This window comes from Neorhizobium sp. NCHU2750 (assembly GCF_003597675.1).
Classification (GTDB): domain Bacteria; phylum Pseudomonadota; class Alphaproteobacteria; order Rhizobiales; family Rhizobiaceae; genus Neorhizobium.
This window is the reverse complement of the sequence record NZ_CP030830.1, coordinates 313,191-326,291: the sequence shown is the minus strand read 5'-3', so window position 1 is coordinate 326,291 and position 13,101 is coordinate 313,191. Positions and strand designations below refer to the sequence as shown.

13 protein-coding genes are annotated in these 13,101 nt (G+C 60.4%); 5 read left to right on the top strand and 8 right to left on the bottom strand.

Annotation, left to right across the window (positions count from 1 at the left end):
• Positions 1 to 281: 281 nt before the first annotated feature.
• Entirely contained in the window at positions 282 to 539 is a 258-nt protein-coding gene (locus NCHU2750_RS27720; RefSeq protein ID WP_119945017.1) for a WGR domain-containing protein, read from the top strand.
• Positions 540 to 639: 100 nt separating this feature from the next.
• Here the strand turns inward: NCHU2750_RS27720 and NCHU2750_RS27715 are convergent, their stop codons facing one another.
• A complete protein-coding gene (locus NCHU2750_RS27715) occupies positions 640 to 1,095 on the bottom strand; it encodes a hypothetical protein (protein WP_119945016.1) in 456 nt (151 codons plus the stop codon).
• A 424-nt stretch (positions 1,096 to 1,519) separates the two neighbouring features.
• Here NCHU2750_RS27715 and NCHU2750_RS27710 point away from each other — a divergent pair, with 424 nt between their 5' ends.
• Positions 1,520 to 1,933 (top strand): hypothetical protein, encoded by a 414-nt coding sequence (locus NCHU2750_RS27710; RefSeq protein ID WP_119945015.1) that lies wholly within the window; start codon positions 1,520 to 1,522, stop codon positions 1,931 to 1,933.
• 133 nt (positions 1,934 to 2,066) lie between these two features.
• The gene (locus NCHU2750_RS27705) at positions 2,067 to 2,642 is read left to right on the top strand and encodes a hypothetical protein (protein WP_119945014.1); all 576 of its coding nucleotides are present in this window, start codon (positions 2,067 to 2,069) and stop codon (positions 2,640 to 2,642) included.
• 60 nt (positions 2,643 to 2,702) lie between these two features.
• Here NCHU2750_RS27705 and NCHU2750_RS27700 read toward each other — a convergent pair whose 3' ends face one another.
• The 7 genes from NCHU2750_RS27700 to NCHU2750_RS27670 form a co-directional block, all read right to left on the bottom strand.
• A complete protein-coding gene (locus tag NCHU2750_RS27700) occupies positions 2,703 to 3,011 on the bottom strand; it encodes a DUF736 domain-containing protein (RefSeq protein ID WP_119945013.1) in 309 nt (102 codons plus the stop codon).
• Positions 3,012 to 3,663: 652 nt separating this feature from the next.
• Positions 3,664 to 4,590: an ArdC family protein gene (locus tag NCHU2750_RS27690; RefSeq protein WP_119945011.1), complete on the bottom strand. Its 927-nt coding sequence runs from the start codon at positions 4,588 to 4,590 to the stop codon at positions 3,664 to 3,666.
• Positions 4,591 to 4,900: 310 nt separating this feature from the next.
• A complete protein-coding gene (locus tag NCHU2750_RS30730) occupies positions 4,901 to 5,053 on the bottom strand; it encodes a hypothetical protein (protein WP_162939837.1) in 153 nt (50 codons plus the stop codon).
• Between the two features lie 84 nt (positions 5,054 to 5,137).
• Positions 5,138 to 5,725 carry a hypothetical protein gene (locus NCHU2750_RS27685; protein WP_119945010.1) on the bottom strand — a complete coding sequence of 196 codons (588 nt, stop codon included), beginning with the start codon at positions 5,723 to 5,725 and terminating at the stop codon, positions 5,138 to 5,140.
• 394 nt (positions 5,726 to 6,119) lie between these two features.
• Positions 6,120 to 6,431 carry a hypothetical protein gene (locus NCHU2750_RS27680; protein WP_119945009.1) on the bottom strand — a complete coding sequence of 104 codons (312 nt, stop codon included), beginning with the start codon at positions 6,429 to 6,431 and terminating at the stop codon, positions 6,120 to 6,122.
• Positions 6,376 to 7,320 carry a DUF7007 domain-containing protein gene (locus NCHU2750_RS27675; protein ID WP_119945008.1) on the bottom strand — a complete coding sequence of 315 codons (945 nt, stop codon included), beginning with the start codon at positions 7,318 to 7,320 and terminating at the stop codon, positions 6,376 to 6,378. Before NCHU2750_RS27675 ends, NCHU2750_RS27680 begins: the two co-directional genes overlap by 56 nt.
• Entirely contained in the window at positions 7,317 to 9,071 is a 1,755-nt protein-coding gene (locus tag NCHU2750_RS27670; RefSeq protein ID WP_119945007.1) for a ParB/RepB/Spo0J family partition protein, read from the bottom strand. Before NCHU2750_RS27670 ends, NCHU2750_RS27675 begins: the two co-directional genes overlap by 4 nt.
• A 469-nt stretch (positions 9,072 to 9,540) precedes the next feature.
• Between NCHU2750_RS27670 and NCHU2750_RS27665 the strand changes: the two genes are divergently transcribed.
• Positions 9,541 to 10,623 (top strand): AAA family ATPase, encoded by a 1,083-nt coding sequence (locus NCHU2750_RS27665; RefSeq protein ID WP_119945006.1) that lies wholly within the window; start codon positions 9,541 to 9,543, stop codon positions 10,621 to 10,623.
• Entirely contained in the window at positions 10,529 to 12,970 is a 2,442-nt protein-coding gene (locus NCHU2750_RS27660) for a S8 family peptidase (protein ID WP_245480531.1), read from the top strand. The genes NCHU2750_RS27665 and NCHU2750_RS27660 overlap by 95 nt, the downstream gene beginning before the upstream one ends.
• Positions 12,971 to 13,101: the final 131 nt, after the last annotated feature.

Below are 13,101 nucleotides of genomic sequence, written 5' to 3'. Positions count from 1 at the left end.
ATAGCCGTCGGCAAGACCGACCCGAAGACGTTGGAGACGCATCCCCGCTTGCCCCGCGGCATCGCGGGCTCGAATTCAACGCAATCTATGATCGCGATGGCGCGACGAAGGGCCGGGCACTGTTCTTAGCCGAGGAGGAGGCAAGTCTCGGCAAGAGCGGTACGCCGACGAATGACCATCCGAACGCCTTCGAAGGATTATTCACGAAAATGAATCGCTGACCTGCCACCGATTCAAAACAGTCATTGGACGGGAGAAACCTGGCGCGCGATTCTGTCGCCATGATCAGCCAGCGCTACCAACTCTATATCGAGCGAACCGACGCCAGCCGGAATATGGCCCGTTTCTATGCGATGTCCATCGAGCCGAACCTATTTGGTGAAGCGTGCCTGACGCGCCGCTGGGGAAGGATTGGGACGAAGGGACAGATGATGACCCATCATTTCGAACGAGAGAAGGATGCAGTGATCCTCTTCCTCGATCTGCTTCGTCAGAAACGTGGCAAGGGTTATGGGACAGTTTTGCGCACCCAACGTTAGTGCGACTAGGATCACTTTAACGAATGGCAACTAGTGTTTCAATTTGGTCATTTCAGACCGTGCTATGCGAATGCGTAGCCAACCAATCCCCACTGAAAATTCAATGTCGTTTTGCGCCCATCCTTTTTGCAAAACGCTCGTAGCGGGCACGTTCATGCTCATAAAGTTCTCTCGGGTCGGCGTTCATCCTGAATTCGGCCTGGGTCCTGAGTCTCTTCTTCACATCTGAGAAGATAGGCAAAGGCCATATGATCCGACCGAGCAAGACGCCAAATCCGTGTCCCCGATCGATGCGGGCAAGGACAAAGGCGATAATGCCTGCCAGATAAGTCAGGGTCGCGGCAGCAATTATTTTGCCCAGGCTGTCGAGGCCAGGCCACTTCGCGATGCCACCAACGATGACGATGAGAGTTGCGATCAAAAAGAATGTTGGCACCAAGTAGAGCATGGTGAATCTTTGGTACGCCATCCTCTCTGCGGTCCAAGGTCGACGTGCTTCAGATAGGCCACGCTTAAATTCCGCGAATGAGATAAATCGCTCGTCATCTGCCACCATTGCGGAGCCCTAACTTCATGAGTGAACGCTATGCAATAAGAGATATATCGTCGGTGCTCGATCGAAGCTAGACTGTGGATCGAGATGCCACCCTCAACGTGGCGGCTCTGAGTTGAGCATCGTCTCGAATTCAGACTTTCCGGCCGCGTGTTGCGGCTCTGCCGCCTCAAGTTCGGTCTGGATCTGACGGCTCCTGTCATCTCAGTGGTGGCGGCTAACCTCGGAGGGACGAGCAAGGCGAAACCCGTTTCCGGTCAGACATACCCCATCAAGCTCGCCTTGGACCGACCCTTCGTTGCGCAATGAAAGGAATTCGGACATGGCGATGTTTCAGACGCCGATTAGATCCGAAATTGGGGCTTGCTGCATTGACTTTAAGTTACCGAGAAACAAATGCTTGTCCGCCTGACAGAGGAGAACACTGATGGCCGACGAAACCACGATTGAGACAGCTGCAACGCCCGTAGCACCGGCCACAGCCCCCGTTGAGAAGAAGACCCGCAAGCCACGTGCGCCGAAGCCTGTCGCTGCTGAAGCCAGCCCGGTCGACACTACGGCTGCATCTGCCGAAAAGCCTGCCAAGAAGACGCGTGCGAAACGCGGCTCCAAGACCGTTCCGGTCAGGGCTGAAAAGGCTGCCGCCGAACGGAAGAAGACCGCCACCCGCGCGCCGCGCGCCAAAACTGCAGCGACGCCCCCTGCCGCTTTGATCGAAGCGATTGACGATATCGCCGACCTGATCAAGCTGGAGGAAGAGAACAAGCAGCTTCGCAAGGAGCTTTCCGAAAAGCTGCGATCCGAAAATGCCGATCTGCGCAAACGTCTCGGCAAGTCCTGATACCCGCCTTCCGGCGGCGCCTCACACTACAGGCGAGGCGCCGCTGATTATGCGTTCGATATTGAAATGTCTGTGGCAATGATCCGCCACAATGCTTGAAAGGTTTGGCGCGATGAGAACACCATGGAGATTTGTGGCTGACCTGGTGTCGCGTAAGCCGAAGACAGAAAGCAACGACGAGTCCACCGCCGTCGCGATCAAGACAATCGCTCTCGAGTACAAGCCGGACGTTGAAGAGGCACATCCTGCGACCGAGGCGCCTGACACCGTGCAATCTGTTGAGCCGCCCGCGGCGCCGGCAGGAGACGTTGCGCCCGAACCACCGTCCGATCCGGAACCTGTGTCCGAGCCCCCTGAGGCAACACCTGCAATTTCAGAAGAGGTTCCCAAGGCTTCAAACGAAGTGGTGGTGACCGCGGCAGCGCCCGCACCTGTCGAGCCGATCCATGCCCCGATCAAGCCTGTCGAGGTAGAGGGCGAGCCAGCGCCGACGCGCGCCAAGAAGATTGCGCCGGTCACAGAACCGGCGGACTTTAAAAACCAAGCCGATGAGGCTGGGCGTGCGCTGGCAGCCGGCCCCAAATCGATCCTGGACGAGATGGCTGAACTCGATGCGGATGTCGCTGAGTTGCGACGCCAACTCGCAAAAAAGCTCACGGAGCAGAATGCGCAATTGCGCAAGATGCTTGCCAGGTTCGACGCGCGATAAGCGCGACGTCTTCTTCAATGAGGATGAGGCCCCGCCGGTGGCGGAGCCTCGTGATCCACATCAGTCTCGGTTCGGGCGGGACCAGATGAGCTGAAGGCCATCCTCTCCTTCGACCTCTGCGAGCGTCGCGTAGATCGGGGCCGGGAAGCTCGGATCGTCGAGCTTGACCGAGAGGTAGTCGCGGCCTTGCTCAGAAGTCTTCTGCCAGGCGGCGCCGAGTTCGACCGTTCCCGCGTAGACGCGGAACTGCGGGCCTTTTTCCGAAGGATTTTCGACGCGGGTGATGCGAGCCTTGACGTTGAGGGCGAGGGTGCGGATCGAGCCGGTGAAGCCGTTCTTTTCGCAGGTGAAGGTGCCGATGGTAGCCATTTTTGCGTTCCTTTCGCTGTTTCGGGCCGCTCCAGTGCGACCTCGATGGCTGTCGACAAGATCCGGGAACGATCGGACCGCACCCAAAGGGCTGAAACGCAGTGGAAGGCGGCAGGGGTCGGATTTCTTGGAGGGAGAGGAGGGCGGCTCGACGGCCGGGGTGAGAAATCCGAGACCTGCCGTTGCGGGAGGACGATCGAGGCGCAGCCGGTTTCCGGTCAGACATGCCCCATCGAGCCCGCAGATGGAGCCCCAGGACAAGATTGAAGGAACACCACAATGGCTGGCGTCGGATTGGCGCCATGGAACCCGCATTTCACCAGCCCCAAACTGAACCATGCACAGACATGTCCGCCTCGGAATGCCCCTATCAATATCCCTGGAGAGGGGCATTGCCACCGATACTCTGTGCGGTATCGTCGTGTGCGATTCGTCGCCCAGGAGGATCCAGAACCCGCATGCGCCAACCGACCAAACCGTTCGTCGTTGAACGAAAACCATCCCGCAAGCCCAGGCCAGATCCCGAAAAGCCGTCGATATGGGGAAGGTTGGGCGCTGACATCTCGCAAGGTCTCAAGGACCAGGAAGACACGGATCGGCGGGCCGCCGCCGATGGTGACGACCGCACCTGATCGAACATGCGAATGCCGGCTTATGCCGCATGCTTCAGTTCATCCGCCGCCGGCTGAAGGGAATGCAGAAACGTCACCGCCCGCTGCGCATGCGCGGCCGCCTGGAAGATCGCCCGCCGATCGTTGGAAAGCACCGATAACCACGACTGCAAATAGGACGCGTGATCCGGCCTCGGCTCCAGCTCAGGGGCGATGCCGAGATCGGCGCAGAGGAAGCAACTGCCGAGCTCGGCGATAAGCTCTTCGCGCGCGCGGTCCGTCCGGTCCTTGGCATAGCGGGAGAGATCTCGCCCGACGCGATCCTTGGAAGCCGTCCAATGGGTGGACTCATGCGCGAGGACAGCCGCGTAGCCGGCTGCATCACGGAACGCCTCGAATGGCGGCATCTGGATGTGGTCGGTGACGGGCGAATAGTATGCCTGATTTCCGCCGTGCCGGATCGTGGCACCGGTATTCTCAAAGAAGCGGTCGGCATTTTCGATCCGCTCGACCGGATCGATCACCTCGGTCACCGGTGCATGGTAGCTGTCGGGCAATCCGTCGATTTGCTCGACATTGAATACAGAGTACGCTTTCAGGAACGGAATTTCTCGATCGATCTCGCCGCCATTCCCGTCCGCATCGGACTTGGTGAAACGGCTGGCGAAGACCACGGTCGAGCCGGTTTCGCCCTTGCGTACGGCCGCGCCCAGCTTGAGCGCCTGTCGAAATGTCATCCACATCGGCAAGGCGAAGCCGCGCGACATTTGCTCAGACCAGAGGAGCAGCACATTCATGCCAGAATAGGGCAGTCCGTTGTGCCGCAAGGGCCGCGAGATCCGGCCATTCGTATTGGCAGCGCTCCATGGCTTCAGCCAGGGACGCACGCCGCGTTCGAGATCCTCGACAATACGATCCGTGATCTTCGTGTAGATGTCGGTACGATCCGCTTCCGGTTTCTTTCCCATATCTTTTCTCCGTTTCCAGGACCGCGCCATTCGCGGTCCGTCACGGAGGCCAAAAGCCGGGGCCGATCGGATGGTGATGCACCGGAACGGCCGCAACAGCGTGGAGGACGGCAAAGCCGTTGCATCGACATCCCGGCTCCGGCAGGGCCGCTGAACGGGACAGGCCGCGAGCGGCGCGCCCTGCCTTTCTTTCCATCAGAGGTGAACCGACAAAGGGCCGACACCTGATGGTGTCAGCCTTTTAAGTCTGTGCGTATGAAAGCTAGGAGTCGGAATTATTAGGGCCGTGTGATCGCGATCAGCAAACACATCACAAAGGTGAGGACAACGAAGCTGAACATCGCATAGCGACGATGCCATCGCGATATTTCAGGAAAGCGCGCGCCCGGAAATGATCGACCGACATGGTGGCGGCGAAGATCAGCGAGAGCGCGACGCAAACGAGCTGGATGGAAAAAAGCATATCGTATTTCTCCGGTGCTCTGGCTCGGGATACAAGCCTCGAAGTTGAAAAATGGGATGCGGGGCTGTCGCCCCGCGGACCCGATCAGCCGAAGGCAGCCAGCTGAGCCTCCGCTGCCTTGCGGTCGAGCGAGGCGCCCGGGTTCTCGACCGGACGGTCGAACGGCTTCCAGGTCTCGCCGACAACCTGTTCGTAGGCTGCCACGGCGCCCTCGGCTGCCATGCGCAGCGCGTGGGACTGGACACCCATGTCGGCCGCAAATTCCCGCTTGCGCTGGGCGGCGCTATCGTAGCCGACCGGCCCGTCGAGATCCTCGTCGCGGGCATCATTCGATGCCTTGGCCGTTGCGTCGCGCGCCTCGCTGACGGCCCGCGAGTAGAACCGTCCGGCGCCGTGAGCCGATCCGACGAAGGCTCCGACGATCCTTTGCAGATGGATCTGCATGGCCTTTTCGCCTAGCCCTTCAGAGAGGCTGTCGGCGGTCTCGACGATCAGCCGCTCATGCAGGCTGCGGATGCCATCGCTGTCGACGACCGCGGTGCCGAAGCTTTCGGCGATCTTAAGTGCCTGGACGGCGTCCGGGCAGGAGAGGCGGACCATTTCGAGTGTGGTGCCGCGGCGCGACTGCGCCGATCTGGCGGTGGAGCGATTGGGGTTGGCGGGCTTGGCCATGTCTGTTCCTTCCGTTTCTGCCGAAGCGGTTCCGGCCCGTGCCGGTCTGCCCTTCGATGCGGACGACCAGAATCGGCAAAGGACGGGCGGCTTCACAGGTCCGATCCGACTAAGCCAGCAGGGCAGGGTTGCGGGCCAGCAGGTTTTGACCTGCTTGGGACCGCGGGCCTGCCCTCGCGCAGTGAGGTTGGGTCGGCCGCTCCGCGGCGCGCCAGCGGCCTTGAAACGACCGGCCGCCGGTTCAGACCGCAACGAAAAGAAGGGCAGTCCGGCACGGATCAGATGTCAGATGCATGCTAACGGGGGACGACATGGCCGAGCGAGCCATCCTGGGAGATGACGTGGCCGCAAGATGAACAGCTTCCGCCGAATGCAAAGCCCGCTAGAGGTCTGCCTATCTCGCCACTGGCGAAACAGGTGCATCACCGCAATGCTCGAGCGCGTCGATGATCTGCTCTTGCACCGCCAGCCTTGATGCGAGCGTGTCGAGTTCGCGCCACCGTTCGAAGGCCAGGCGGTCGGCAAGCTCCTGATGGTAGAGTCGGGGACCGGACCGACGGCGCGCCCGGCTCCGGACCTTCACCGTGATCGCCTGCCGTCCGGCGCGCGCTGCTATCTGGCGGGTCAGACAATCGAGATGCCGCTGCGTCTCACGCCGTGCGCCGATTGCCTTCGCCAGCGGTTTCGGAACGCGAACATCGATCATGACCCATCCCCCGTCCTCGCCAGCCGATGAAGGAGGACGGCCCATGATATTCTGCATGACGGTCTGGATCGATAACGAAGCCGAAGCGGCCGCGCCCGGCATATTCGTCGCTCGGCACAAGGAAGCGGCGCTCATCGTGGTCTGGTTGCCGTTTACCGCCGAGAACCGCCACAACCTCGGTCATGCCGGGGTGCTGATCGGAGAAGATTGCCGACATGACGATATAGTCCGCAGCATGACTTTCATCGAACGCACGGCGATCCTTCGTCCAGCTCTCGCCCTCGGCCAGCTTGGCACCTTGAATTGCCTCCCACTCATCCGGCCAGGTGTTTCGAAAGGTCTTGTCGGCCAGAGATCGCTCGTAGGCAGTGAACAGATCCGGAAATGTGAGCGCCACGATCGCCCATTCGCAATCTTCCTCGTACCATGGGGTGCCCTTCCGCAGCGGCGGATGGATTTTGGCATTGCGGTCGGCCGATAGATGGAAGCCTCCGTGGCCGGCCGTGCTATGGGCGACGACGCCCTCGGCATAGATGACCGCCATCTGCGAGCTTCCCCAGGGCGTGCTCGCCGACATGCGGGTCTGCACGCGCTTCAGTTTCGCCAGATCGCGTTTGTGACTGGCCGTCTCGGCAACACGCGCGCGGAATTCGGCCTCGCCGGCCACCCGGCCATCATGCCCGATGAAGTCGGCACGCGTGAGCTCTGCCAACGGCCGGCGAACGAAGACCGTGCTCGCGAGATAAGCAAATCCACTCGGCGAGGTCACCATGCCCAGGACCAGATCATCTATGCGGGCAACCGGCAATCCGTCCGCGCTGGTGGCAAACTCCACCCCCGAGAGATCGGGGGTGGGTGCTGCCATGTTCGACTGGAAGGCCGCGGTCATGCTGCTGCCCTCTGATCGAAATCCTGGTCGTGTTCTTCGTCAGCTGCACCGTCAGTTTCATGCGGGTCGCCCTGATCCGCCTCCTCTTCGACCTGCCCTGCCTGTTCTTCAACGGCCTCGTCGGCATCTCCGTCGTTGCTCCGCGAGCCAGCGCCGATCACATCCGCAGCAGCACCTGCCCGGATCCATTCAAGCAATTCGTCGGCCGGCGGCGCGAAGCGGCCGGCGGAATGGACGAAATGCTCGTTTGCAAAATGCTCGACGAGTGCTGCGCGGGTTTCCCGCACCTTCTGGCGCAGCTGGACCGATGCCTCGGCGCAGGACGCTTCCAGCGCCTGGCGCGACAGGCACAAGAGAAAATCCTCCGAGCCCATGTTCGGAAGGAATTCGTCGGCGCCGATGGCATCGCCGGCGATGCCCGCGATCATGCCGCTGTTCGACATGCCACGGCGGCACGAGAGAACATCGATCAGCACGGAACGGACGGCGACCCGAAGCTGATCCTGATCGAAAGCGAGCCTTCCATGTTCGTCGAACAGACCCACAGCATGGCGCGAGAAGCGCTTCCCGCCGTAGAAAGTCCCGTCCGCACCGGAGTCGACGCGGACATTCTTTCCGGCAAAGGCCAGCACCATCAAAGCCATCAGCATGTCGTCTTCGATCTGTGCGCGACCCAGTGCATCGTGCAGGGCATCGGTGCGGAAATCACCGATCATGTCATGACCCTTCTGGGTCACATCCGGCCGGGCCTTCGGCGCCGCAATTGCATCAGCGTCATCGCCGCCGGTGATCGGTTCGTTACCACCGGCTCCCTTCGGCTTCGTCGCCTCGGGCATGCGGTAATGCACCGTCTGGACCTTGCCGTCGCGGTCGAGATAGATTGCCGTGTGGTCGGACTTCGACGGCTTGCCGTAGACCTGGCTGGCCTTCTTCGGCAATTCGGGCTGACCCCAGCTGTTGACCTCGACGATCCCGCCGCGCTTCGGCAGGTTGCTGGTCATCCATTCGTGCTGAGCGCCGACGAAGCCTTCGACATTCGTCGTATAGCGCCCGTCCTGGTCGGCCGGTGCGAAGAGATCTTCGACCCATTCGATGCCATAGGCCTGAGCGAGATCGTCGCCAAAGCTCGCCTCCCTGGCATACATGCGCTTCTTGGTCAGTGCATTTGCGATTTGCCACCAGGGCGCCGTGTCGCCCTTCTTCGGCTTGTGCGCCTTCCAGACTTCCTTCTGATCGGCCTGGCCGGCGGCCGCGATGATACGCAGCTGCTGCTCGGACGGCATGTCGCCGAGCGCCATCTGCTCGAGCATGGCCGGCAGGACATTGGCGAGAAGCCGGAGCTTGCGGATCTGGCGGACGGGAAGAGCGAGAGCGACGGCGATTGCTTCCTCGGTCCAGCCAAGGGCAACGAGCCGCTCGATACCCCGCCACTGGTCTACGGGGTTGAGCGGCTCGCGAACAGAGTTTTCGACCATCGAACGCATTGCGCCGTTGTCGTTGGCGGCATCAGCCACCAGAATTTCGATTTCGTCGAGGCCGGCGGCAATCGCAAGCCGGACGCGGCGATGGCCGGCATCGATGATATAGCCATTGCCACCATCGGTTTCCGGCGCGACGACCGGCGGCTGAACGATACCGACGGCCTTGATCGTTGCTAGCATCAGCGCGTCGGCCTGCGGCGACGACTTCGACTGGCGCATCCGGTCGGGGTTTTCCTTCAGGGCGCGTGGGTCAACCTTCATGATCTGCATGGGATCTGTCCTTTCGGGTTCGGACCGGCGCCTTGCCAGCCCTTCCTGTCTTCTTTTTTTCGAAGACACCCCCCGGACCGCCGAGCGGCCCGACTGCCGCAACTGCGGCCGAGCATCCCTGCTGCGCCGGACAAGCGGGGCATATGCCCAGCGAAGGATAAGCGGCCGGGATCGCGCAGGCCGCGGTTGAGCGACAGCGGCGGCAGGAGGACCGATCGGCGATCGGGTTTCCTCCTTTTCCTCTTTTCAGCCCCTTCTTATTTACGTCTCCCGCAATCGGGTGGCGTTAGAAATGCTCGCCTGCTATGGGCCTGCGAACAATGCTGCGCAGAGGGAGTGTATCCGCGCACAACCTCCAAACGAAAGGTTGGGGCGAGTTGCAGTGCATACGATAGGTAAAACTGTTCAGAATGTTCCTATATATTTGTGTCGGGCTTCCCAATCCTGGCAACTACCGTAGAGTTAGACCATGGCATCGGCACAACAGATCATCGGGCTCGTGAAGAGTCATGCTGAAGGCGACAAGGATCGTTTCTACGACCTTGCGATGCAGCTGGCTGCCGCCGAATCCCAGAAAGGTCATGGCCGCCTAGCAGAGCAGCTTCGCCAATGGGCTGAGGCCGGCGCAAGTGCACCTGAGCAGAAGCGCCCGAATTTGACGCCACTCGCTGCCCCGCGAGGCGAGCTATCCGGTTTTCTGGGTGCGAGTTATCCGACGGCTCGTATGGCGGACGTCATCGTGCCGCCGGTAATCGAAGACGAGCTTGAGCACCTTATCGCAGAGATCCATCATGCGGAAAAGCTCGAAGAGCGTGGGCTGCGCCCGAGACGGCGAGTATTGCTTGCCGGTCCACCCGGGACGGGCAAAACGCTTACAGCAGCAGCACTCTCTGCAGAACTCCGTTACCCACTGTTCACGGTTCTTCTTCATGGGCTGATCACGAAGTTTATGGGCGAGACCGCCCAGAAGCTCCGCATGGTCTTCGACGCCATCAAGACGACACGCGGCGTTTACCTGTTCGATGAGATCGACGCGCTCGCATCAAGCCGCGGTAACGAGAATGACATTGGCGAGGCAAGGCGCGTTCTGAACTCGTTTCTGCAATTCCTTGATGAAGACACCGGACCGTCGATCATTATCGCGACAACCAACCTCCCAGAGTTGCTGGATCGCGCCGTTTTGCGTCGTTTCGACCTCGTGCTCTCGTATGGTCTTCCTAACGAGGACGCGATCGAAAAGGCGATGCGACGGCGCCTGCACGGCTTTGAAGTCGACAATATAAATTGGGACCAAATCGCCGGTCACGCCGATGGACTGTCGACCGCAGACGTGATCGCGGCGGCCGAGGATGCAGCGCGGCGCGCAGTCATCCGCGATGCAGGCGCGATCGAGACGTCGGCCGTTTTGGCATCGCTGGAGCGTAGACGTTCGCTGCAAGGCATAGGAACAGACAAGCATGGCTCGAGATCGGCGCCACTTCACGCTGAGCGGAATCGGAAAAGCTCGCCCGTTCGTGGCAAAAACCAGCGGATCGTCAAAGCACCCAAGTGACGTCAATCATCGAGAAGCGCACGCGCAGGCGCTCCTTTCGGCCCTCGATCATCTCCCCCATATCACCGAGAACAATCTTCCTGGTGTCTACCTTTCGATAGAAGGTCGACCACACGAAGTTATGGTCACCAAAAGCCTAAATGCTAGCGGGCTAACACTTCTCAAGGTGGAAAAGCTGCCCGGAGGGCCCTCGGAAGCAACCGTGTTTGCGTCCGAAATGGGACTGCAGAAGCTTCGCAAGAAGATCGAGGATTTTGGTGGCGAACTTCCCGTCAACGAAGACGGAAGCTTCAAACCGCCAAAGAACGCTGACTTGGTGCAGAGCATCGGAGCGATCTCAGAGGCTGGGCTTCGAGCCTTGTGGCGTAGCCCGATCAGCAGGTTTCCGACAGATTCTGGAAAAGTTGCATGGGAAGTCTGGCTCGATAGGGCGGGCTCGGCCGGTTTTATCGCGGGCGCTTTGGAATACGGCGTTTCGGTCGGGACTGATAGGCTTGAGTTTCCCGAGGATGTCGTGGTGATTGCGGTCGCAACGGCAATCGAGCTCGCAGCCGCCGTGAGAAATATCGGCCAAGTGCGCGCGCTCGCGACGCCGACGCGCACGGCTGACGATTTTGATGCGATGCCGATCGATGAGCAGCATCAGTGGGTCGATGACCTGGTCGGGCGCACCACATTCACGGCCAACCCGGATCCGAACTTCATCACCCTTCTCGATCGTGGTGTCAGCCGGGCACATCCGCTGATCCAACCGGCTCTGGCCGCGGCCGACAGGCATGCGGCGGAACCGGCGTGGGACGTGAATGATACCGTCGGACATGGCACCCAGCTCGCAGGTCTTGCGCTCTTCGGAGACCTCAGCGCTGCGCTGCAGACGACCCTGTCGATCAACGTCATGCATCGGCTGGAATCTTCCAAAATCATGCCAGACGCAGGGCACAATCCTCATCATCTCCTGGGAACCGTAACGCGCCGCGGCATTGACGCCGTCGAGGTATCCGCCGAGCGGCGGCGAACATTCTGCCTGGCAAGCACGACTGAAGACGACACACCGCACGACGGGGCGCCAACCTCCTGGTCGAGCGAAATCGATCAACTCGCGTCAGGCGCATCGGGACTACAGACCCGTCAGCGCCTCATCCTGGTGTCTGCGGGTAACAGTGATCAGAATGCCTTCAATGGCACCAGCTATCTCACCGTTTCCGATGATCCAAATAACGAACTGGAATCGCCGGCGCAGGCATGGAATGCGATCAGTGTGGGTGCCTATACGGAAAAGGTAACCCTCCCGCCGGGCGAGCCGGGATCATGCGTGGCCCCGTTGGGCGACCTGTCGCCGTCTTCGCGCACGGCGAGCTGGCAGTCCTACTGGCCTCTCAAGCCTGAAATCGTCTACGAAGGTGGCAACTGGTTTATCCATGGCGCTCCGCCGCCGATGAAGCATCCGGCACTTGCTCCGCTGACGACGGATCATCAATACCCTCAGCGCGCTTTCACCACATGCGGGGAGACGAGTGCAGCAACAGCGCTTGCGTCGCGTGACATCACCCGCCTGTGGGCGGACTACCCGGATCTCTGGCCGGAGACTATTCGTGCTATTTTCGTGTCCTCGGCCCGATGGACTAACCAGATGCTCAGCCATGTCCCGCAGCAACCGTCGAAGACTGACCTTGGCATTCTGTTCCGACGCTATGGTTACGGCGTGCCCGACATGGAGAGGGCAAGGCGCAGTGCGTCAAACGCCCTTACGCTTATCGTCGAGGATACGATCCAGCCTTACAAGAAGAGCGCCACGAAGAATGCTGAGCATATTCATAACGAGCTGAAGCTATTCGAACTCCCGTGGCCCGTGGCGGAATTGCGCCGCCTTGGTGCCGCGAACGTCAAGCTGCGCATCAGCCTCAGCACATTTATGTCACCCAACCCTTCGGAGCCCGCCCGCGGCTCGAAATACCGCTATGCCTCGCATAATTTACGTTTCAAGTTGAACAGGCCGAACGAGAAGGTCAAAGCCTTCATTCAGCGCATCAGTAAGGTTGCAGAACAGTCTGATGAGCCCACGGTCGATGAAAACGACGGATGGCAGTTCGGGCAAAACCGCCGTGATGTCGGTTCGCTGCAGATAGATCAGCTCACCTGTGCAGCTTCCGACCTGGCACGACGCAACCTCATCGCCGTCCATCCCGTTGCAGGGTGGTGGAAGGCGAAGAACATCCCCGATCCGGAAAACCACGTTGCACGGTTCGCGCTTGTTGTCGAAATCGACGCCGGGACACTCAATGCGGAACTATACGCAGAAGTTCAAACGGTGATTGACAATATGGCGGCCGCTATCGTTGCTGTCTGACTCGAGGTGGCGAGTGGCCAAAAAAATGGCCGCCGGCAAAAGCCGCGGCCATGAAGTGTGGAGATCTTGAACCTCCAGAGGGGAACAGCTGCTGCGCGACTGGGAGGTCGCCATGTGCATCAGCTGAGTGC

Excerpts from the sequence above, each read along its gene's own strand:
- NCHU2750_RS27680 (WP_119945009.1), bottom strand. The coding sequence starts at position 6,431 with ATGATCGATGTTCGCGTTCCGAAACCGCTGGCGAAGGCAATCGGCGCA.
- NCHU2750_RS27700 (WP_119945013.1), bottom strand. The coding sequence starts at position 3,011 with ATGGCTACCATCGGCACCTTCACCTGCGAAAAGAACGGCTTCACCGGC.
- NCHU2750_RS27675 (WP_119945008.1), bottom strand. The coding sequence starts at position 7,320 with ATGACCGCGGCCTTCCAGTCGAACATGGCAGCACCCACCCCCGATCTC.
- NCHU2750_RS27690 (WP_119945011.1), bottom strand. The coding sequence starts at position 4,590 with ATGGGAAAGAAACCGGAAGCGGATCGTACCGACATCTACACGAAGATC.
- NCHU2750_RS27670 (WP_119945007.1), bottom strand. The coding sequence starts at position 9,071 with ATGCAGATCATGAAGGTTGACCCACGCGCCCTGAAGGAAAACCCCGAC.
- NCHU2750_RS27660 (WP_245480531.1), top strand. The coding sequence starts at position 10,529 with ATGGCTCGAGATCGGCGCCACTTCACGCTGAGCGGAATCGGAAAAGCT.
- NCHU2750_RS30730 (WP_162939837.1), bottom strand. The coding sequence starts at position 5,053 with ATGCTTTTTTCCATCCAGCTCGTTTGCGTCGCGCTCTCGCTGATCTTC.
- NCHU2750_RS27720 (WP_119945017.1), top strand. The coding sequence starts at position 282 with ATGATCAGCCAGCGCTACCAACTCTATATCGAGCGAACCGACGCCAGC.
- NCHU2750_RS27710 (WP_119945015.1), top strand. The coding sequence starts at position 1,520 with ATGGCCGACGAAACCACGATTGAGACAGCTGCAACGCCCGTAGCACCG.
- NCHU2750_RS27665 (WP_119945006.1), top strand. The coding sequence starts at position 9,541 with ATGGCATCGGCACAACAGATCATCGGGCTCGTGAAGAGTCATGCTGAA.
- NCHU2750_RS27715 (WP_119945016.1), bottom strand. The coding sequence starts at position 1,095 with ATGGTGGCAGATGACGAGCGATTTATCTCATTCGCGGAATTTAAGCGT.
- NCHU2750_RS27685 (WP_119945010.1), bottom strand. The coding sequence starts at position 5,725 with ATGGCCAAGCCCGCCAACCCCAATCGCTCCACCGCCAGATCGGCGCAG.